Raw genomic sequence first — 19867 nt, forward strand, 5'->3', positions numbered from 1 at the left:
TTACGGGACCCGCGCATGAAGCTGATCGCCGGCAATTCGAACCTTCCCCTCGCCCAGGCGATTTCGGGCTATCTCGAAATCCCGCTGACCGAAGCCAATGTCCGCCGCTTCGCCGACGAGGAAATATTTGTCGAGGTTCTCGAGAATGTCCGCGGCGAGGACGTGTTCGTCATTCAGTCGACCAGCTATCCGGCGAATGACAATCTGATGGAACTGCTGATCATGGTCGATGCGCTCAAGCGCGCGTCGGCCCGCCGCATCACTGCCGTGCTCCCCTATTTCGGCTATGCCCGCCAGGACCGGAAGCCCGGGCCGCGCACGCCGATCTCGGCCAAGCTGGTCGCCAATCTGGTGACCAAGGCGGGCGCCGACCGCGTGCTTTCGGTCGATTTGCATGCCGGACAGATCCAGGGCTTCTTCGACATTCCGACCGACAATCTCTTCGCCGCGCCGGTGATGTCGGCCGACGTCAAGTCGCGCTACATGGGCAAGGACTGGATGGTCGTGTCGCCCGACGTCGGCGGCGTGGTCCGCGCCCGCGCGCTCGCCAAGCGGCTCGACAATGCCCCGCTCGCCATCGTCGACAAGCGGCGCGAGCGCGCCGGTGAATCCGAAGTGATGAACATCATCGGCGATGTTTCGGGGCGCTTCTGCATCCTGATCGACGATATCGTCGATTCGGCCGGAACCCTGTGCAACGCCGCCGCCGCGCTGAAGGAAGCCGGGGCGGAAGACGTCGTCGCCTATTGTACCCACGGCGTGCTTTCGGGGGGCGCGGTGAGCCGCGTCGAATCGTCGGTGCTCAAGGAACTGATCATCACCGATTCGATCGGCAACCATGCGGTGATCGCCGACAGCCCGCACATCCGCCACCTGACCATCGCGCCGCTGATCGCCGAGGCGATCCGCCGCATCGCCGACGAATCGAGCGTGTCGAGCCTGTTCGACTGAGTCGCGACGCCAATCCACCGCACCCGTCATGCTGAACTTGGTTCAGCACCCAACGTGCCGCGAACGGTGACCGGGCGCAGACCCCATCCTTCCCCTGCCGGGGGAGGAATAAGTTCGATCCCACATGCGCGAAGGGGGATAAGTGCCCGATAAGTTCGGGGTGACGGGAAGGGTCAGCCCTTCGCCGCCCGAATCCCGGCCTTGCCCCGCCGTGCCAACTGCGCCTTGAGCACCTCGGGTCGCGGCGCCCAGAGAAAGCCAAAGCTCACCGTGCCGTGCTTCGCCTCGACTACATGGTGCAACCGATGCGCCTGGATGATCCGCTTCATATAGCGTGAGCGCGGCACATAGCGGTGCCCCACGCGGCGATGCACGATCACGTCGTGAAAGCCGAAATAGATCGCGCCGTACGCGGCAATCCCCGCGCCGATCCACGCGAAACCCGGCCACCAGCCCAGCTGGACCCCGCCGAGCAGCAGCACGAAGGACGGCACCGCGAAGATCGCGGCATAGAGATCGTTCCATTCGAATGCGCCGGTGCGCGGGCGGTGATGGCTTTCGTGCAGAAACCAGCCCGGCCCGTGCATCACCCAGCGATGCGCGACATAGGCGAAGCCTTCCATGAAGATCACGGTCGCGAAGAACAGCAGGATGTGGAACGCAAGCGACATGGCGGCGCCTTACGCCATTCAACGGGCTTTCGCCACGAGTCAGTTGCACGGCGCTTGCGGTTCTGCGCGGCGGCGTGCCAGTCTTTGCCGATGCGCAAACCCGTTCTGCTGTTGCTGCTCGCCCTGCTCGTCGCCGCCGTGATCGGAACGGTGCTGCTGTGGCGCGGGCCGGAGGCCCGGCTTCGCGCCGGGCTGGAACGCTCGGGCCTCTCCCCCGAAGTCGCTGCCTGCGCCGCCGAGCATATGGCCGACGCACTGAGCATCGATCAGCTTCGCCAGCTGGCCGATCTGCAACGCGCTGGCGATACCGACGACCGCGAGACGCTGGAACGGCGAATGCGCGCGCTCGACGATCCGCAGATCGTACGCGTTTCCGCGAGAGCGCTGACGCAATGCGCACTGGGCGCGGTGATTGACGGGATTTAATGCGAACGCCTCGCACTCGCAATTAAATCGAAAGAGGTGGATTCGCACGCAATGCTGTGCTTTAGGCGGGCGCGAAAACCCATCAGTAGACACCCATCACAGATAAGGCGGGCTTGCGATGAACATTCACGAATATCAGGCCAAGGAACTGCTTGCGAAATTCGGGGTCCCCGTGCCCGCCGGCTATGCGGCGATGAGCGTCGAGGAAGCCGTCGAGGCAATGGGCAAGCTGCCCGGGCCGCTTTATGTCGTGAAGGCGCAGATTCATGCCGGCGGCCGCGGCAAGGGCAAGTTCAAGGAACTGCCGCCCGAAGCCAAGGGCGGCGTCCGCCTCGCCAAGACAGAGCAGGAAGTACGCGAAGCGGCGCATGAAATGCTCGGCAACACGCTCGTCACCGTCCAGACGGGCGACGCGGGCAAGCAGGTGCAGCGCCTCTACGTCACCGACGGCGTCGACATCGAGAAGGAATTCTATCTCGCGCTGCTGGTCGATCGCGCCACCGGCCGCGTCGCCTTTGTCGCATCGACCGAAGGCGGCATGGACATCGAGGAAGTCGCGCATTCGACTCCCGAGAAGATCCACACGATCGACGTCGATCCCGCGACCGGCTTCATGCCGCATCACGGCCGCGCCGTCGCCGCCGCGCTGGAACTCGACGGCGATCTCGCCAAGCAGGCGCAAAAGGTCGCGAGCACGCTCTATGCCGCGTTCCTCGGCACTGATGCCGCGCAGATCGAAATCAATCCGCTCGCCATCACCGGCGACAAGCAGCTGATGGTGCTCGACGCCAAGGTCGGCTTCGATTCGAATGCGATGTTCCGTCACAAGGATCTCGCCGAGCTGCGCGACCTTACCGAGGAAGATCCCGCCGAAATCGAAGCGTCGAAATACGACCTCGCCTACATCAAGCTCGACGGCGATATCGGCTGCATGGTCAACGGCGCGGGCCTGGCGATGGCGACGATGGACATCATCAAGCTCAATGGCATGTTCCCGGCGAACTTCCTCGACGTCGGCGGCGGCGCCAACACCGAGAAGGTGACCGCGGCGTTCAAGATCATCCTCAGCGATCCGGCGGTGAAGGGCATTCTCGTCAACATCTTCGGCGGCATCATGAAGTGCGACGTCATCGCCGAGGGCATCATCGCCGCGGCGAAGGAAGTGAACCTTTCGGTGCCGCTGGTCGTTCGCCTCGAGGGAACCAATGTCCAGCAGGGCAAGGACATCCTCGCCAATTCGGGCCTTCCGATCGTTCCGGCAAACGATCTGGGCGACGCCGCCCAGAAGATCGTCGCCGAGGTTCAGAAGGCCGCCTGACCCGCGTCACCCTCTCCCTTCCCGGGGAGAGAGTTGCGAAGACTTGGGTCGGCGTCAGCCGGCCCCTAGTCGCAGCTGGATGAGGGGGAAGCGGTCAATGCGATCGCGCGGGCCGGAGGCTCGCTCCACCCGCATCCAGCTCCGCTAGCCGGCACGCCGGCAAGCTACGCCATGCTTCTCCCACCGGCGGGAGAAGACAGTGATATTCGACCCGCGTTCCCCGGAAACGGATCGGAGCATAGGAAGGAAGCACATGAAGGTTATCGTGCCGGTCAAGCGCGTGCTTGACTATAACGTAAAGCCCCGCGTCAAGGCGGACGGCAGCGGCGTCGACCTCGCCAACGTCAAGATGTCGATGAACCCGTTCGACGAAATCGCCGTCGAAGAGGCGATCCGCCTCAAGGAAGCGGGCACCGTCACCGAAATCGTCGCCGTGTCGATCGGCGAGGCCAAGGCGCAGGAAACGCTGCGCACCGCGCTCGCTATGGGCGCCGACCGCGCGATCCTGGTGACTGCAGAGGATAAGGTCGAGCCGCTCGGCGTCGCCAAGATCCTCGCCAAGATCGTCGAAGAGGAATCGCCCGAAATGGTGATCCTCGGCAAGCAGGCGATCGACGACGACAACAACCAGACCGGCCAGATGCTCGCGGCGCTGCTCGGCTGGGGTCAGGGCACATTCGCCAGCAAGGTCGAAATCGCCGACGGCGCCGCCAAGGTGACGCGCGAAGTCGATGGCGGTCTCGAAACCGTCAGCCTCAAGCTGCCGGCGATCGTCACCACCGATCTTCGCCTCAACGAGCCGCGCTACGCTTCGCTGCCGAACATCATGAAGGCCAAGAGCAAGCCGCTCGCGAACAAGACGCCCGCCGATTACGGCGTCGACACCGCGCCGCGCCTGACGACGCTCAAGGTCACCGAGCCGCCCAAGCGCGAAGCCGGCATCAAGGTGCCCGACGTCGACACTTTGGTCGCCAAGCTCAAGGAAATGGGTGTCGCGTAACGCGGCTCCTGTCCATTCCGCCGTTGGCCCTGAGCTTGTCGAAGGGCCGTTCTTCTCACCCGAAGGCGGCGATAGAAATTACGGGGCTTCGACAGGCTCAGCCCCAACGGAACAGAGAGGTTTCGTAACATGAAGACTCTGGTTTGGGTCGAACACGACAACGCATCGCTCAAGGATGCGACGCTCGCCGCCGTCACCGCGGCTTCGAAGCTCGGTGAAGTGCATCTGCTGGTCGCGGGGTCAGGCTGCTCGGCCGTCGCCGATGCCGCTGCCAAGATCGCCGGCGTGGGCAAGGTCCATGTCGCCGACGACGCGGCCTATGAAAACGCGCTGGCCGAAAATGTCGCGCCGCTGATCGCATCGCTGATGGATCATCACGACGCGTTCATCGCGCCCGCGACCACCACCGGCAAGAATATCGCGCCGCGCGTCGCCGCGCTGCTCGACGTGATGCAGATTTCGGACATCCTCTCGGTCGAGAGCGAAGACACGTTCACGCGCCCGATCTATGCCGGCAACGCGATCGCCACCGTCCAGACCAAGGACGCCAAGAAGGTGATCACCGTGCGCGGTACGGCGTTCGACAAGGCCGCTGCCGAAGGCGGTTCGGGCACGGTCGAAGCCGTGTCGAGCGAAGGCGACAAGGGCATTTCGAGCTTCGTCGGCGCCGAGATCGCCGAAAGCGAACGCCCCGAGCTGACCAGCGCCAAGATCGTCGTTTCGGGCGGCCGCGCGCTGCAGAATGGCGAGAATTTCAAGGAAATCATCGAACCGCTCGCCGACAAGCTCGGCGCCGCGGTCGGTGCTTCGCGCGCCGCGGTCGATGCCGGCTATGTCCCCAACGACTATCAGGTCGGCCAGACCGGCAAGATCGTCGCCCCGGAAGTCTATATCGCGATCGGCATTTCGGGTGCGATCCAGCATCTCGCCGGCATGAAGGATTCGAAGACGATCGTCGCGATCAACAAGGACGAAGACGCGCCGATCTTCCAGGTCGCCGATCTCGGCCTCGTCGCGGACCTGTTCAAGGCCGTGCCGGAGATGACCGACAAGCTCTGAGCTGCGGCGTGACTCTCGAGGAACAAGGGGCGGCGCACCTTCCCGGTGCGGCCGCCCCTTTTGTTAACTTTATTTCTAGCGAAGAATCCTAATCAAATTAGTTTTCACTTCGATAATTACGCGCTTATCAGGTCGAGATTGAGCCTGCTGAAATTCAAATTCTATAAGGTCGATTGACGCCGCAATGCGCGTGACGGCTTGCGCGTGTTTACACCCGATCCCTACGCGGCTGAGCCTACGAAAGCGGGCCCTTTGCCCATCCGGTCTACGGGCGATAATGGCCTTAAAATCTGCGTCATCTGTGAGTAGGATGGCCTCAAGGTCATTCGCAACCTTTGCGACAATCGGGTCTTGGGTCCCTTCAGGGACCGTGTCTTTTGCCCGAATTACTGTATGCCCACGCTTCTCAAGAAAGCGCGAAACTGACTCCGCCACACATTCGTCAGCGAAGAAGGTCAATTTTTGCCGGGCAGTCAGGCAACCGCCTTCATTTTGTTTCGCACCGCAGCCACGTCAGATATTGTGATTGATGGATATTCTGCGACGATTTCTGCGTCGGTATAATTCTCTTCGATGAAACTTTCGATAGCGCTTGTTGGTATACGTGTTCCTGCAATCACATATGCGTTGTGAGCCACATAGCGGCGACGTTCGATTTGTCCGACTTTCGCAACATCACGATCGCGAAGATTATTCGCCTCTTGCGTGACCTCTTCGACAATGGCCGGAAGTGGGATGTGTTTCAGTACCGATTGTCCGTCTGCGTCACGCGGAGCGGTGTATAGGTCAAACACCACCTTGCGTTTGAGTACTGCCAGAGGAATTTGTTCCCATGGCCGGTCCGAGCGTTTCTCGAGTTCTGCCGCTGCTTTTTGAAGCTCTCTAAGAGGAACACCAAACTTATCCGTGAGAATTTTTAGCGTTCGTAGACCCACGAGGTCACGGAAGGAATAGACGCGACTATAGGGGTTGCCTCTGTCCTCATCATCAAGATGTTCAGGAGAGAACAGACCGAGCTTGTCCCAGCGCGTAAGGCGTGATTTCGAAAGGCCGGTTACGCGAGCGGCATGGTCCACGCTGAACGCGCGCAGAACTGCGCTTGTAGCATTCACCGCTTTCCCCCCTCGTTTTTCGTGATTCACGTTATATTCCATCTCAATATTGTGCAAATGGTATGTAGGGTCGTGCTGATGGCGATGGGATTAACGTACGCCAAACGAATTTAGGCCAATCCTCAAAAGACATTTACCTGCATGCCCTCCTGTCTACGACAGTGGATGCACCTCACACCTTATCGCCTAAAGTGTGATCCGACGCTCAGCGGTTCAAGCAGCTTGACGCTGCACCGCAGCATAGCCACTTGGCGTCGATGCCAAGCTCCCCCCAAAGCGCCTCCCAGCATCGCTACCCCGTTGCCCTGATCCATTTCGCGCTCGCGATGGGCGGGTTCGCGATCGGGACGACCGAATTCGCGACGATGAGCCTGCTGCCCTATTTCGCGGCCGATCTCGGCATCGACGAACCGACCGCGGGCCATGTCATCAGCGCTTATGCGGCGGGCGTCGTCGTCGGCGCGCCGTTGCTCGCGGTGATCGGGGCGAAGATGCCGCGTCGCCGGCTGCTGGTGCTGCTGATGGCGGTGTTCGCGCTCGCCAACGGGCTGAGCGCCCTCGCCCCGGACTATACCTCGATGCTGGTCTTCCGCTTTGTCAGCGGCCTGCCGCACGGCGCCTATTTCGGTGTCGCCTCGCTCGTCGCGGCCTCGCTTGTCCCGCAGGCACAGCGCACCCAGGCCGTGGCGCGCGTGCTGCTCGGGCTCACCGTCGCCACCGTCATCGGCGTGCCGCTCGCCAACTGGCTGGGGCAGGCGGCAGGGTGGCGCTGGGGCTTCGCCGTCGTCGCCGCGCTCGCCACGGCGACCGCCGCGACCGTATTCGCCGTAGCGCCGCGCGTCCCCGCCGATCCCGATGCCAGCCCGGCCAAGGAACTCGACGCGCTCAAGCACGGCCAGGTGTGGCTGACGCTCGGCGTCGGCGCGATCGGCTTTGGCGGCATGTTCTGCGTCTATACTTATGTCGCATCGACGCTGCTCGAAGTGACTCAGGTGTCGGACGGGTGGATCCCGGTGGTGCTCGCGATCTTCGGGCTCGGCATGACGGCGGGGAATATCGTCGTCCCGCGCTTCGCCGATCGCGCGGTGTTGCCCTCAGCGGGTATCCTGCTCCTCTGGAGCGCCTGCGTCCTCGCGCTCTACAGCGTCACGGCGGGCAATGTCTGGACGCTTTGCATCACCGTCTTCGCGATCGGCTGGGGCGGCGCGCTCGGGCCAGTGCTCCAGACGCGGCTGATGGATGTCGCTCGCGACGGTCAGGGGCTCGCCGCCGCGCTCAATCATTCGGCGTTCAACACCGCCAATGCGATCGGCCCGCTGCTCGGCGGGATGGCGATCGCCGCGGGCTGGGGTTTTCCGGCCACGGGGCTCGTCGGCAGCAGCCTCGCGCTCGGCGGGCTTGCGATCTGGGCAATCGCCTACGGCCTGGAGCGGCGACGCCGCTAGAAGCCGCTGAGAAAGCGCGACACATTGGCGCCGATCGCATCGATCGTATAGCCGCCTTCCATCAGGATAGCGGTCGGCCAGCCGCGCGCGGCGATATCGCGCGCCAGCACGGCATAATCGGCCGTCTCGATCCCGAAGAAGGAGATGGCGTCCCCGGCATAGGTATCGACGCCCAGACTGACGACCAGCAGCTCCGGTGAAAATGCCGCAACTGCATCGAGCGCCTGTTGCAGCGCCGCGCGATAGGGGGCGAGCGTCGTGCCGCGCGGCAGCGGCAGGTTCAGCGTCGCGCCTTCCCCCGCGCTATGGCCACGCTCGTCGGCGTGGCCCCAGAAAAAGGGATAGTCGGTCGTCGGATCGGCATGGATCGAGGCGTAGAAGACATCGGCCCGGTCGGCGAAAATATCCTGCGTGCCGTTGCCATGATGATAGTCGATGTCGAGGATCGCCACGCGCGCCTTGCCCGCATCACGCGCCGCCTGCGCGGCGACCGCGGCGTGGTTGAGATAGCAATAGCCGCCGCAATAATCGGCCCCGGCATGATGGCCGGGCGGGCGGCACAGCGCGAAGGCGGCGCGCTCGCCATTCAGTACCGCGTCCGTCGCGGCGAGCGCGCTTTGGCTCGCCCAGTAAGCGCTGCTCCAGCTATCCGCCGTGACCGGCGTCGACGCATCGAAGCTGTGCTGTCCGATCAGCGCATCGACACGCGACAGATTGAGCGGGCGCCTCCCCACCACCGGCCAGACATAGCCGGTGGCATCGCCTTCGCGCCCCGCATCGGCCCATAGCCGCGGGACGCGCTTGAGAAAATCGACATAGCCCGCGTCATGCACCGCCAGGATCGGCCCCTCGCCGCGATCCTCCGGCGCCTCCAGCTCCGGCAGCGCGGCCGCCACCGCCTCGGCCCGCGCGGGGCTTTCGGCATAGGCCATATAGCCGCCATTGTGCAGCTCGCGCTCGGGCGCATGGGCAAGCTGGCGCCGGTCGAAATAGCCGCGCATCAGCCGTCGACCAGCGCCTTGTATTCCGCCGGTGTGCGCCCACCGCGCTTTTCCTTGCGCACCCTGGCCACCTTGCGCGGGCTGGGTGCGAAGCGCAGCAGCAGGAAGCCGAAGACCGCCGACAGGATCGAGCCGCACAGCACCCCGATCTTCACTTCGTCGACGAGCAATTCCTGACCGGGGAAAGCGAGCCCGCCGATGAACAGACTCATCGTGAAACCGATCCCGGCGAGCATCGACACGCCATAGACCTGCGCCCAGGTGCAGCCGCCGGGTTTGGCGGCAAAGCCGGTCTTGTTGGCCAGCCAGATGCTGCCGAAAATGCCGAATTGCTTGCCGAGGAACAGACCAGCGGCGATGCCGAGCGGCAGCGGCAGCAGCAGCACTTCGGGGCCGAGCCCCGCGAGCGAAACGCCGGCATTGGCGAAGCCGAACAGCGGCACGATCAGGAAGTTCGACCAGGGCGCGATGCCGTGTTCGAGCCTGTGCAGCGGCGAATCGACGTCATCGGGATGGCCGGGCGATTTGGTGATCGGAATCATCATCGCCGCCAGGACACCCGCGATCGTCGCATGCACGCCCGACAGGAAGACGAAATACCAGAGCACGGCGGCAAGCAGCAGATAGATCCACAAATGCCGCACGCCGCTGCGGTTGAGGACGTACATCACCGCGAGGATGAACGCCGCGCCGAGCAGCGCCAGCGTGTTGATATGCGCGGTATAGGCGAGCGCGATGATCGCGACGGCGCCCATATCGTCGACGATCGCGACGGTGGTGAGGAACAGCTTGAGCGATGTCGGTGCGTGGCGCCCGAGAATCGCCAGCACGCCGATGGCGAAGGCGATGTCGGTCGCCGCCGGAACCGCCCAGCCGGCATGGACGTCGACCGGGCTGGTCGAAGTGACGGCGAGATAGATCACCGCCGGCACCACCATGCCCGCCGCCGCCGCGACCACCGGCAGCCGCCGCCGTTCCCAGCTCGCCAGCCGCCCGTCGACGAATTCGCGTTTGATTTCGAGCCCGACGAGCAGGAAGAAGATGGCCATCAATCCGTCGTTGATCCACAGATGCGCGGTCATCGGCCCGTGATGCGAGGAGATGACGATGCCGGTCTCCTTCCCCCAATGCAGGAAGTGGAAATAGGCCTCCGAAATATCGGGTATGTTGGCGACCACCATCGCCAGCGCCGCGGCGAGGATCAGGATGATTCCGCCTGCCGCCTCGCTGGTCAGAAAATCGCGCAGTGCCGAGCGGCTCTTCTGTGGGGTCGGTTTGGCCATGAGTCTCCCTTTTACGCAGCACCGGTGCAGCGGTCCTTTCCTATCTGCTGCAGCCGCGAACGCAAAGCATTACCGCCATTGCCGCCCCCCGAAACTGCCCCTAAGCCTCTGCATATGGAAGCGCATGCCGGTACCGGCCTTCGTCACAATCCGCTGCTCGACTGGTGGCGCGCGAACATCGTCGCGTCGATCGAGCATGTCCGCGTCGTCGAGAAGGTGCGTGGCGAGAGCCTCTGGAGCGCGCGCTACGCCTTCATGATCCTGATGTCAGCGGGGATAGCGGTGCTCGGGCTGCTGCAATCCTCGGCGCCGGTGGTGATCGGGGCGATGCTGCTCTCGCCGCTAATGGGGCCGATCATGGGGCTGGGCTTCGGCCTGGCGACATTCGACTGGGCGGAGATTCGCGCGTCGACCTTCGCGCTGCTGGTGGGATCAGTGATCGCGGTGCTGTTCACGGCGATCATCGTGCTGTTCTCGCCGCTTCAGAATGTCACGCCCGAAATCGCCGCGCGGACGCGACCGACTCTGTTCGATCTCGGCGTCGCGCTCTTCTCCGCGCTTGCCGGTGCCTATGCGATGGTGCGCGGGCGCGAGGGGACGATCGTCGGCGTCGCGATCGCCACCGCCCTGATGCCGCCGCTCGCGGTGATGGGGTTCGGCCTTGCGACGATGAACTGGACGGTGCTCGGTGGTTCGACGCTGCTATTCGTCACCAACCTGATGACGATCGCGGTGGCGGCGGCAGTGGTAGCGCGCTTCTACGGCTTCGGCACGCATCTTTCGCCGCAGCATACCGTGCTGCAGACGGTGGTGGTCGTGGCGATCCTGATCGCTTTCGCCATCCCGCTGGGGCTCACGCTCGGCCAGATTGCGTGGGAAACCAATGCCTCGCGCCAGATCCGCGACGTCATCACCAGCCAGTTCGAAAACGACGCCCGCGTCGATCAGGTCGATGTCGATTTCCGTACCGATCCGATCACCGCGACGGCGACGATCCTGACGCCGGAATTCCAGTCCGACGCCGAAACCGATTCCGAAGCGACGCTGAGTCGCCTGCTCGATCGTCCGGTCGACGTCACGCTCGAACAATATCGGGTGAGCACCAGCGCGCAGGCCGAAGCCCAGCAGCTCGCCTCGGCGCAGGCCAGTGCCCGCGCGCTCGCCGCCGACCGGCTCGCGACGCGTACCGCCGAACAGCTCGCGCTCGTCGCCGGCGTCGAACAGAATGCCGTGCTGCTCGATCGCGATCATCAGCGCGCGGTAGTGACTGCCGCACCGCTGCCCGGTGCGACGCTCGCGGCCTATTATGCGCTCGAGCAGCGCGTGGCCGCGGCAGCGACCAACGACTGGACCGTGGTGCTGATTCCGCCCGCGGCGCCGCTGCCGCAAGTCACCTTCGGCGACGCGAGCATCAACGAGGCGGGCGAGGCGACTCCGGCCGCGCCCGATGCCGAAGGGCGGCAGGCGATCGCGATCGCCGCCTGGGGATCGCGGCGGCTCAACGTGCCGCTTGGCGTATCGGGCCGCGCCGACCGCGTCGCGCAGGTGATCGAATCGCTGCGTCAGGCCGGCATCACCGCGCTCGACCGCGACGGTACGCCCGGCCGCGACGGCGCGGTCCGCCTCGAATGGCTCGCACCAAGCGAGGCCGCGCGCCCGTAACGCGGGATCAGGCGGCTTTCGCCAGCGCCTCGGCGATCAGCTTGCGACTGTTGGCGATCCCGTAGAGCGCGATGAAGCTGCCCATGCGTGGCCCCTGGATCGAACCCAGCAGCGTCTCGTACAGCGTCTTGAACCAGTCGCGCAGCGCCTCTTTCCCGAAATGCGCCTTGCCGATTTCATAGACCGCGTTCTGGATATCCTCGGCGGGTGCATCGGCGGGCATCGCCGCGAGCTGATCGTCGAGCTCCCTGAGTGCCGCAACCTCGACGCCCTCGGGCGCGCGGCGTTGCAGTGTCGGCGCGACGAAATCGCGGCCATAGGCGAGCGCCTTGTCGATCAGCGCGTCGAGCGCCGGATAGGTCGCCGGATCGGCATCGGGAACATAGTTGGTGAGATAGCCCCAAACCTGTTCCTTGCTGGCATCGCCCATCACCCCGACAAGGTTGAGCAGCAGCCCGAACGTCACCGGCAGCTTCTCCTCGGGCGGCGGCCCGTTATGGATATGATGCACCGGATTGCCGAGCTTCTGCTCGATCGGCTGATCGGCATAGCGCTCGCGGAACTGCCAGTAATCGTCCACCGCGCGCGGGATCACGCCCATGTGCAGCGCCTTGGCCTTTTTCGGCTCGCGGAAAATGTAGAAGGCAAGGCTCTCGTCCGAGCCATAGGTCAGCCATTGTTCGAGGCTGAGGCCATTGCCCTTCGACTTCGAAATTTTCTCGCCCTTTTCGTCGAGGAACATCTCGTAGTTGAAGCCTTCGGGCGGACGCCCGCCGAGCACGCGGCAGATCTTGGACGACTGGATCACCGAATCGATCAGATCCTTGCCCGCCATCTCGTAATCGACGCCGAGCGCATACCAGCGCATCGCCCAATCGACCTTCCACTGGAGCTTGGCCTGTCCGCCGAACACGCTCTGCTCGACGCGCTCGCCGTCATCGTCGAACGCGATCATGCCCGTTTCGGGGTCGATCACTTCGACCGGCACCTGCAGCACGATGCCGCTCTTCGGGCTCACCGGCAGCACGGGCGAATAGGTCGCCTGCCGCTCGGCGCGCAGCGTCGGCAGCATCACGTCCATGATGCCCTGATATTTGCGCAGCACCTGGCGCAGCGCATCATCGAAGCGGCCCGAACCATACATGTCGGTGGACGAGATGAACTCATACTCGAACCCGAACCGGTCGAGAAACTCGCGCAGCTTGGCGTTGTTGTGATGCGCGAAGCTTTCATGGCAACCGAACGGATCGGGAATGCGCGTCAGCGGCTTGCCCAGATTCTCGGCGAGCATCGCGCCATTCGGCACATTGTCGGGCACCTTGCGCAGCCCGTCCATATCGTCGCTGAACGCGATCAGCCGCGTCGGAATGTCCGACAGCGTCTCGAACGCGCGCCGCACCATCGTCGTGCGCAGCACTTCGTTGAACGTGCCGATATGCGGCAGCCCCGACGGGCCATAGCCGGTTTCGAACAGTATATGGCCTTTCTCCGGCGCGCCCTTCTCATAGCGCTTGAGAAGCTTGCGCGCCTCTTCATACGGCCATGCCTTGGAGGTGAGCGCTGCGGAACGGAGATCAGTAGAGTCTGTCATAGTGCCGCGCATCTGGCGCGAAGCGGCGAAAATCGCAATGCTTGGCTGTGAGTCGGGGAAAGGCGCAGTTGCTTCTCGCTTGGTCACTTCCTGCGTTTTTCCCCAAGCTCTTTTTGCGCTGCCTTAATTTCGCGAATGGAATGATCTGCGTTCAGTTGCCGCTTTCTCTTCTGTTCTTCCTTAAATTTTTGGTATTCGCGCTCTGCGTGAGATTTTGCGTCGCTCATTGCAACCGTTCCTCCAGTCTCTAGAACAACACGCCCGAATGTGCGCAGTTGTTGATCTAAAAGAGATGAGGCGTGATTCATGGTTGTTAGCCTGCCAAGTTCAACCTGGTCTTCAAAAATGTCTAATAGGATAGTTGTCAGCCTATTAAGCTCCTTTACCTCAGACTCAGAAAGGTAATTTTTTGATATTGCTACATCGACTTTTCTAATATTATCGTTCGGCCAAGCTTGAAGTCCCATGTTTTGGTTGAGAGCATTCGCCCTGTGACTAATTATTTCTGCAGGCGTTCTAGACGCTACTGCATAAACAAGCTTGGCCTGGGTTCTGCGATAGAACTCGTGCCAAGCTTCGCTCTTTCCATCATAATCTTGACACATCGCACAGATTGACCGGAGCTCGCGGTAAACATTGGCTTCGTCCGATCGGATATCCCGAATAATCTCTCGAAGTTCGGCGATTCTGTCGCGGTTTTCTGGGTTTTTCAGTCGTGTAGCATCGACCACGAACCCCTTGGTTGCGAACTGGACCAGTTTTTCCGTAGCCCACTTTCTAAACAGTGTCGCTTGTTTAGAGGATACGCGATAGCCCACCGAGATAACCATATCGAGGCTGTAGAGGGTAACCGGCTTCGTAGAGGAGGCAATTTGCATTTTTTGCAAATTGCTATCGTCCAGCTCTCCCTCCTCGATGATGGCGCTGATGTGTCGAGAAACTGTGGAAACATCCCGCCCAAAGAGGTCAGCAATCTGAGCTTGAGTCATCCAGAGCTGATCGCCCTGGTAATGAACTTCGACATGGATACCGGTGCCACTACCATACACGAGAAATCTGTCGCCGGTTCCTTCGTCCTCTTGAAGCTGTACGGGTTCCAGATCAGGCATGCTTTAACCTCGGCGCGAGAACGTAACGGGAACGGTTAGCATACTAGCAGCTATATAGCTAGTGTTTGATATGGCCTCTCCTGGAAAGCGTTATACGGAAAATCCCCCGCACCCCCTGTCCTACAGCGGAACATTCGTGCAACATCGAACGCATGGCGCATCCGCACGCACGCTCCTCTCGCACCCCCCGTTTTTCGGGCGCTGAGGCCCCCTCGCGCGTGCGCGGACGCGCGCGTACGCATGTTACGTCGCGACTCACTGCGAACTTTGCACGCAAAACTGCGGTTTTTGCATGAACCCCGAAATGCCCTGGCCCGCGCTTCACGCCAGCCATTCGGGGGTGTGGATCGCCACGCCCGAAGGCGAATCGCGCGGGCTGAGCCGGGGCGAGGCGATCCGGCTCGCCGCCGATACGCCGGTGATCCTGCTCAATGCGCCGCTCGTCGGCCAGCGGCTCGGCCATCCCGAGCTTTCGGGGCTCGACCTGCTCGAACTCTACGCCTTCCTGCGCCCCGCGCGTTTCGTCGTGCCGACGCCCAGGGGGCTCGCGCGCGCAGTCGACCTGTCGCCGCCCGAAAGCGACGCCGATGTCGCGCCCTTCCTGCGCGAAGCCGCCGCGTCGCTACTCGCGATGGCGGAGGGCGAGTGGCCCGAAAAGGAAGGCGCCTGGACCGCGCTGCAATCGCTTGGCCGATTGCGCTGGCCCTGGGCGCCCGCGCTCACCCCGCGCATCAGAAAGCCCGAGCGCCACGAACGCTGGCTCTTTTCGCGCCTGCCCGAATGGGAGGAAGGCGCGACTCGCCCGCCGCCGCGCCCGGTGGTGATTCCGCCCGACGAAGTGCGCGATCGGCTCGCGCGGCTCACCGGCACGGGTGCCGAAGTGCGACAGGGTCAGCGCGACTATGCCGCCGCCGCGACTCACGCCTTTTCCCCGCGCGACCGGCGCGACGAGCCGAACATGGTGCTCGCCGAAGCCGGCACCGGCATCGGCAAGACCCTGGGCTATCTCGCCCCCGCCTCGCTCTGGGCGGAGCAGGCGGGCGGCGCGGTCTGGGTCTCGACCTTCACCAAGGCGCTGCAACGCCAGTTGGGCCATGAAGGCGAGCGGATTTTCCCCTATGCGGGCGAGCGCCGCCGCCGCATCGTCACGCGCAAGGGGCGCGAAAATTACCTTTGCCTGCTCAATCTGGAAGACGCGCTGCAGGGCGGGTTCGCGGGGCGCGCCGCGATCCTCGCGCAACTGGTGGCGCGCTGGGCCGCCTACAGCGCCGATGGCGACATGATCGGCGGCGATTTGCCCGGATGGCTGCCGACGCTCTTCCGCCGCAACGGATCGACCGCGCTCACCGACCGGCGCGGCGAGTGCATCTATGCCGGCTGCCCGCATTACCGCAAATGCTTCATCGAGCGCGCGGCGCGGGCGAGCGCCGACGCCGATATCGTCATCGCCAATCACGCGCTCGTCATGGTCAACGCCGCGCGCGGCCGCGAAATGAACAGCCGCCCGACCCGCTATGTGTTCGACGAGGGCCATCACCTGTTCGACGCCGCCGATGCGATGTTCGCCGCCGCGCTCACCGGACAGGAAGCGATCGAACTGCGCCGCTGGATCATCGGCCCCGAATCGAAGGCGCGCGGCCGCCGCCGGGGCCTTGCCGCGCGCCTGTCGGACGTCGCCAGCTATGACGAGGAAGGCGCGCGCGCGATTTCGCAGGCAGTCGATTCGGCGCGGCACTTGCCCTCGGACCAATGGCTCCAGCGATTGAACGAAGGCGAACCCTTCGGCCCGATCGAATCGCTGCTCGCCGCAGTGCGCGGGCTCACCTATGCGCGCGCGGCCGATGCCGCCGACGCGGGCTATGGCCTCGAAACCGAACTTGCCGAGCCCGATGCCGCGCTGGTCGAGGCCGCCGGACCCGCCGGCGAAGCGCTCGAATCGCTGCTCCGTCCGCTGATCGCGCTTGGGCGGCGGCTCGAGGCGGTTCTCGAGGAAGCCCCCGACTGGATGGACGGTCCCGCGCGTGCCCGCATCGAAGGCGCGATCGCCTCGCTGCAATGGCGGCGCGATACCGTAACCGCCTGGCTCGCGCTGATCGGCCGGATCGGCGGACCGGCGAACGAGGATTTTGTCGACTGGCTCGCGGTCGATCGCTTCGAGGGGCGCGAATATGACATCGGGCTCCATCGCCACTGGCTCGATCCGATGCAGCCTTTCGCGCAGACCGTGCTCAAGCCCGCGCATGGCGTGATGGTGACATCGGCGACGCTGCGCGCGGGCGGCGACTGGGACGTCGCCGAAGCGCGATCGGGGGCCGCGCAACTCGCCTCCCCCGCCGATCATTTCGCCGCGCCCAGCCCGTTCGACTATGCCACGCAAAGCGAAGTGCTGATCGTGACGGACGTGAAGCGCGGCGACATGGCGGCGCTCGCCAATGCCTATGCGCGGCTGATCGTGGCGAGCGGCGGCGGCACGCTCGGTCTGTTCACGGCGATCCGCCGGCTGCGCGCGGTCCACGCGCGAATCGCCGACCGGCTGGCGCGCGAGGGGCTGCCGCTGCTCGCCCAGCATGTCGATCCGATCGACACCGGGACGCTGGTCGATATCTTCCGCGACGATCCGCGCGCCTCGCTGCTCGGCACCGATGCATTGCGCGACGGCGTCGATGTTCCCGGCGATTCGCTGCGGCTGGTGGTGATGGAAGGCGTGCCCTGGCCCAAACCGACGGTGCTCCACGCGGCGCGGCGGCTGGCCTATGGCGGCAAGGAATATGACGACCGTATCATTCGCGCGCGGCTCGCCCAGGCATTCGGGCGGCTGATCCGCCGCGCGGGCGACAAGGGGACGTTCGTGCTCCTGTCGGCGGCCATGCCCTCGCGCCTGCTCGGCGCTTTCCCGGAGGCGACGCCAGTCGAACGCGTGACGCTAGACGAAGCGCTCGCGCGGGTACAGCTTTCCTCCGAGGCGCGCATGCGCCATGAAGGAGGCCCCGTTACCGCGACGAGAGAGCCATGAAGACGCTGACGCTGCTGCGCCACGCCAAGTCCGGGTGGGACGATTCGGTAGCGCGCGATTTCGACCGGCCGCTCAATCCCAAGGGGCATCGCGCCGCGCTGGCGATGGGCCGTCATATGCGATCGCTCGGCCTTGCCTTCGATCATGTCGTTGCGTCGCCTGCAGTGCGCGTGACTGAAACGCTGAGCGAAATCGAAAGCGGATTCGGTACCGCGCTGGCGCCCGACTGGGAAAAGCGGCTCTATCTGGCCTCTGCCGCGACGTTGCTCGACATGCTTCAGGAACTGCCCGACAGCGTCTCCAACATATTGTTCGTCGGACATAATCCCGGGCTGGAGGAGCTGGTGCTGCTGCTCGTCCCCGGGGGAAGCGATCTGCGAAGCGATGTCGAGGAGAAGTTTCCGACCGCCAGCCTGGCGCAGATCAGTTTCGATACCGATCGCTGGAGCGAAATCGAGGAAGGCAAGGGGGTCCTGAAGCGATTCGTGCGGCCGCGCGATCTCGATCCGGCACTGGGGCCCGACCGCTAGGCTTTCAGGCGGCGTCCTGATCGAGCGCCTTTACCAGCCGGTCGCGAATCGCATGCAGCTCCGCGACATGCGCGCTGCCGGGACGGCCTTTTCGCTCGGCGGCAAGCAGTTTCTGGACGCCGCGAATCGTATAGCCCTGTTCGGAGAGCAACGCATGGATACGTCGGACAAGCGCGACATCGTCAGGGCGATAATAGCGGCGCCGTCCCGCGCGCTGAAGCGGACGAAGCTGCGGGAACTTGGTTTCCCAATAGCGCAGCACATGCTGGGGACGTCCGATTTCCTCGGCCAGCTCGCCGATCGTACGCAGCGCTCCGGCCGCCTTTTCGGAGGCCGGCATCACCTTGCTCAGCCGCCCGAAACGATGCGGTCGCGCATCATCTGGCTGGCACGGAAAGTGAGCACCCGACGCGGCGCGATCGGCACTTCGACGCCGGTTTTCGGATTGCGGCCGATCCGCTCGCCCTTGTCGCGCAGGATGAAGCTGCCGAAACCGGAAATCTTCACATTCTCGCCATCGGCAAGCGCGTCGCACATATGGTCGAGAATCTGCTCGACCATCTGCGATGAGTCAGCGCGCGAAAGCCCTACTTCGCGGTGCAGCGCTTCGGATAGATCCGCCCGGGTCAGGGTGCCCGGAGAGGTCATGGTAAGCATCGCCCCCTCCTATGTTGCGAGAGACCTATCCTATCAGATTGTGAAGATGGAGCAACCGAACATTGCTCATACGAAACGACTAAAAGCGAACGACCGCCGCACCCCAGGTGAAACCGCCGCCCATCGCCTCGAGAACGAGCAGGTCGCCGCGCTTGATCCGCCCGTCGCGCACCGCGGCATCGAGCGCCAGCGGCACCGAGGCGGCGGAGGTATTGGCGTGCTGGTCGACGGTGATGATCACCTTTTCCGGCGGCAGGCTCAGCTTGCGCGCAGTCGCTTCCAGGATCCGGGCATTCGCCTGATGCGGCACCAGCCAGTCGATATCGTCTGGCGTAAGCCCGGCGGCGGCGAGCGATTCCTCGAGCACATTGGCGAGATTGACGACCGCGTGGCGGAAGACTTCCTTGCCCTTCATCCGCAGCTTGCCGACCGTGCCGGTCGTGGAAGGACCGCCGTCGACATAAAGCAGCTGGTTGTGCCGCCCGTCGGCGTGAAGCCTCGTGGCAAGGACGCCGCGGCTGTCATCCTCCTGCGCCTCGAGCACGATCGCGCCGGCGCCGTCGCCGAACAGGACGCAGGTCCCGCGATCCTCCCAGTCGAGGATGCGGCTGAAGGTTTCCGATCCGATCACCAGCGCGCGGCGATGCACGCCGGCACGCAGCATCGAATCGGCGACCTGCAGCGCGTAGAGAAAGCCGGAACAGACAGCCGCGACGTCGAAGGCGACGCAATCGTCGATGCCCAGCATCGCCTGCACCTTCGTCGCCGAAGCGGGAAAGGTCTGGTCGGGCGTGGCGGTTGCCAGCACGATCAGATCGATATCCTGCGGGGTGATGCCGGCGGCGGCGATCGCGGCTTTCGCAGCGTCGGCGCCCAGCGTCGCGGTGGTTTCCTCCGGCGCGGCAATATGGCGAAAGCGAATGCCGGTGCGTTCGACGATCCATTCGTCGCTCGTATCGACGGTATCGGCGAGCTCGGCATTGGATACGCGGCGCGCCGGCAATGCCGACCCGGTACCCGTGATCACTGCGCGCACGCT

19 protein-coding genes are annotated in these 19867 nt (G+C 64.0%); 9 read left to right on the top strand and 10 right to left on the bottom strand.

Translation table 11 applies throughout. The features are described 5' to 3' along the window. The first annotated feature begins 15 nt into the window (after nt 1–15). Nucleotides 16–951, top strand: a complete 936-nt coding sequence (locus tag G5C33_RS00935) for a ribose-phosphate pyrophosphokinase (protein WP_165325495.1) — start codon at nt 16–18, stop codon at nt 949–951. 173 nt (nt 952–1124) lie between these two features. Here the strand turns inward: G5C33_RS00935 and G5C33_RS00940 are convergent, their stop codons facing one another. After that, on the bottom strand, nt 1125–1622 hold the full coding sequence (locus tag G5C33_RS00940; RefSeq protein WP_165325496.1) for a sterol desaturase family protein: 498 nt from the start codon (nt 1620–1622) through the stop codon (nt 1125–1127). Nucleotides 1623–1712: 90 nt separating this feature from the next. Between G5C33_RS00940 and G5C33_RS00945 the strand changes: the two genes are divergently transcribed. The 4 genes from G5C33_RS00945 to G5C33_RS00960 all read left to right on the top strand — a co-directional run bounded on the left by G5C33_RS00945 (nt 1713) and on the right by G5C33_RS00960 (nt 5425). Further along, on the top strand, nt 1713–2048 hold the full coding sequence (locus tag G5C33_RS00945; protein ID WP_228275149.1) for a hypothetical protein: 336 nt from the start codon (nt 1713–1715) through the stop codon (nt 2046–2048). A 118-nt stretch (nt 2049–2166) separates the two neighbouring features. Continuing rightward, nucleotides 2167–3366 (top strand): ADP-forming succinate--CoA ligase subunit beta, encoded by a 1200-nt coding sequence (gene sucC, locus G5C33_RS00950; protein WP_165325497.1) that lies wholly within the window; start codon nt 2167–2169, stop codon nt 3364–3366. Between the two features lie 253 nt (nt 3367–3619). Beyond that, a complete protein-coding gene (locus tag G5C33_RS00955) occupies nt 3620–4366 on the top strand; it encodes an electron transfer flavoprotein subunit beta/FixA family protein (RefSeq protein WP_165325498.1) in 747 nt (248 codons plus the stop codon). 129 nt (nt 4367–4495) lie between these two features. Beyond that, nucleotides 4496–5425, top strand: a complete 930-nt coding sequence (locus tag G5C33_RS00960; protein WP_165325499.1) for an electron transfer flavoprotein subunit alpha/FixB family protein — start codon at nt 4496–4498, stop codon at nt 5423–5425. A 75-nt stretch (nt 5426–5500) separates the two neighbouring features. On the opposite strand, the gene G5C33_RS19510 is transcribed toward G5C33_RS00960, so the two are convergent. Both G5C33_RS19510 and G5C33_RS00970 read right to left on the bottom strand, forming a co-directional pair. Then, nucleotides 5501–5884, bottom strand: a complete 384-nt coding sequence (locus G5C33_RS19510; protein ID WP_165325500.1) for a DUF5615 family PIN-like protein — start codon at nt 5882–5884, stop codon at nt 5501–5503. A gap of 14 nt (nt 5885–5898) precedes the next feature. Beyond that, a complete protein-coding gene (locus G5C33_RS00970) occupies nt 5899–6567 on the bottom strand; it encodes a DUF433 domain-containing protein (RefSeq protein WP_165325501.1) in 669 nt (222 codons plus the stop codon). A 227-nt stretch (nt 6568–6794) separates the two neighbouring features. Between G5C33_RS00970 and G5C33_RS00975 the strand changes: the two genes are divergently transcribed. Continuing rightward, on the top strand, nt 6795–7982 hold the full coding sequence (locus G5C33_RS00975) for an MFS transporter (protein WP_165325502.1): 1188 nt from the start codon (nt 6795–6797) through the stop codon (nt 7980–7982). Here the strand turns inward: G5C33_RS00975 and G5C33_RS00980 are convergent. Continuing rightward, the gene (locus tag G5C33_RS00980; protein WP_165325503.1) at nt 7979–8983 is read right to left on the bottom strand and encodes a histone deacetylase family protein; all 1005 of its coding nucleotides are present in this window, start codon (nt 8981–8983) and stop codon (nt 7979–7981) included. The two genes, G5C33_RS00975 and G5C33_RS00980, sit on opposite strands and share 4 nt — an antisense overlap. Further along, nucleotides 8983–10266: a Na+/H+ antiporter NhaA gene (gene nhaA, locus G5C33_RS00985; protein ID WP_165325504.1), complete on the bottom strand. Its 1284-nt coding sequence runs from the start codon at nt 10264–10266 to the stop codon at nt 8983–8985. The genes G5C33_RS00980 and nhaA overlap by 1 nt, the downstream gene beginning before the upstream one ends. 114 nt (nt 10267–10380) lie before the next feature. Between nhaA and G5C33_RS00990 the strand changes: the two genes are divergently transcribed. Then, nucleotides 10381–11928: a DUF389 domain-containing protein gene (locus G5C33_RS00990; protein WP_165325505.1), complete on the top strand. Its 1548-nt coding sequence runs from the start codon at nt 10381–10383 to the stop codon at nt 11926–11928. 7 nt (nt 11929–11935) lie between these two features. On the opposite strand, the gene G5C33_RS00995 is transcribed toward G5C33_RS00990, so the two are convergent. Together G5C33_RS00995 and rhuM are read right to left on the bottom strand one after the other, a co-directional pair. After that, nucleotides 11936–13519: a lysine--tRNA ligase gene (locus G5C33_RS00995; protein ID WP_165325506.1), complete on the bottom strand. Its 1584-nt coding sequence runs from the start codon at nt 13517–13519 to the stop codon at nt 11936–11938. An 83-nt stretch (nt 13520–13602) separates the two neighbouring features. Then, a complete protein-coding gene (gene rhuM, locus G5C33_RS01000; protein ID WP_165325507.1) occupies nt 13603–14628 on the bottom strand; it encodes a RhuM family protein in 1026 nt (341 codons plus the stop codon). 292 nt (nt 14629–14920) lie between these two features. Here rhuM and G5C33_RS01005 point away from each other — a divergent pair, with 292 nt between their 5' ends. Beyond that, nucleotides 14921–17641 carry an ATP-dependent DNA helicase gene (locus G5C33_RS01005; RefSeq protein WP_165325508.1) on the top strand — a complete coding sequence of 907 codons (2721 nt, stop codon included), beginning with the start codon at nt 14921–14923 and terminating at the stop codon, nt 17639–17641. Then, complete coding sequence (locus G5C33_RS01010) at nt 17638–18171, top strand: SixA phosphatase family protein (RefSeq protein WP_165325509.1); 534 nt, start codon at nt 17638–17640, stop codon at nt 18169–18171. Before G5C33_RS01005 ends, G5C33_RS01010 begins: the two co-directional genes overlap by 4 nt. 4 nt (nt 18172–18175) lie before the next feature. Here the strand turns inward: G5C33_RS01010 and G5C33_RS01015 are convergent, their stop codons facing one another. The 3 genes from G5C33_RS01015 to G5C33_RS01025 all read right to left on the bottom strand — a co-directional run bounded on the left by G5C33_RS01015 (nt 18176) and on the right by G5C33_RS01025 (nt 19864). Then, entirely contained in the window at nt 18176–18511 is a 336-nt protein-coding gene (locus G5C33_RS01015; RefSeq protein WP_165325510.1) for a MerR family transcriptional regulator, read from the bottom strand. An 8-nt stretch (nt 18512–18519) separates the two neighbouring features. Further along, nucleotides 18520–18819: an integration host factor subunit alpha gene (locus G5C33_RS01020; RefSeq protein WP_165328633.1), complete on the bottom strand. Its 300-nt coding sequence runs from the start codon at nt 18817–18819 to the stop codon at nt 18520–18522. An 88-nt stretch (nt 18820–18907) separates the two neighbouring features. Beyond that, on the bottom strand, nt 18908–19864 hold the full coding sequence (locus G5C33_RS01025; RefSeq protein WP_165325511.1) for a beta-ketoacyl-ACP synthase III: 957 nt from the start codon (nt 19862–19864) through the stop codon (nt 18908–18910). Nucleotides 19865–19867: the final 3 nt, after the last annotated feature.

The sequence above is a fragment of the Sphingosinithalassobacter tenebrarum genome, from assembly GCF_011057975.1.
Taxonomy (GTDB): domain Bacteria; phylum Pseudomonadota; class Alphaproteobacteria; order Sphingomonadales; family Sphingomonadaceae; genus Sphingomonas; species Sphingomonas tenebrarum.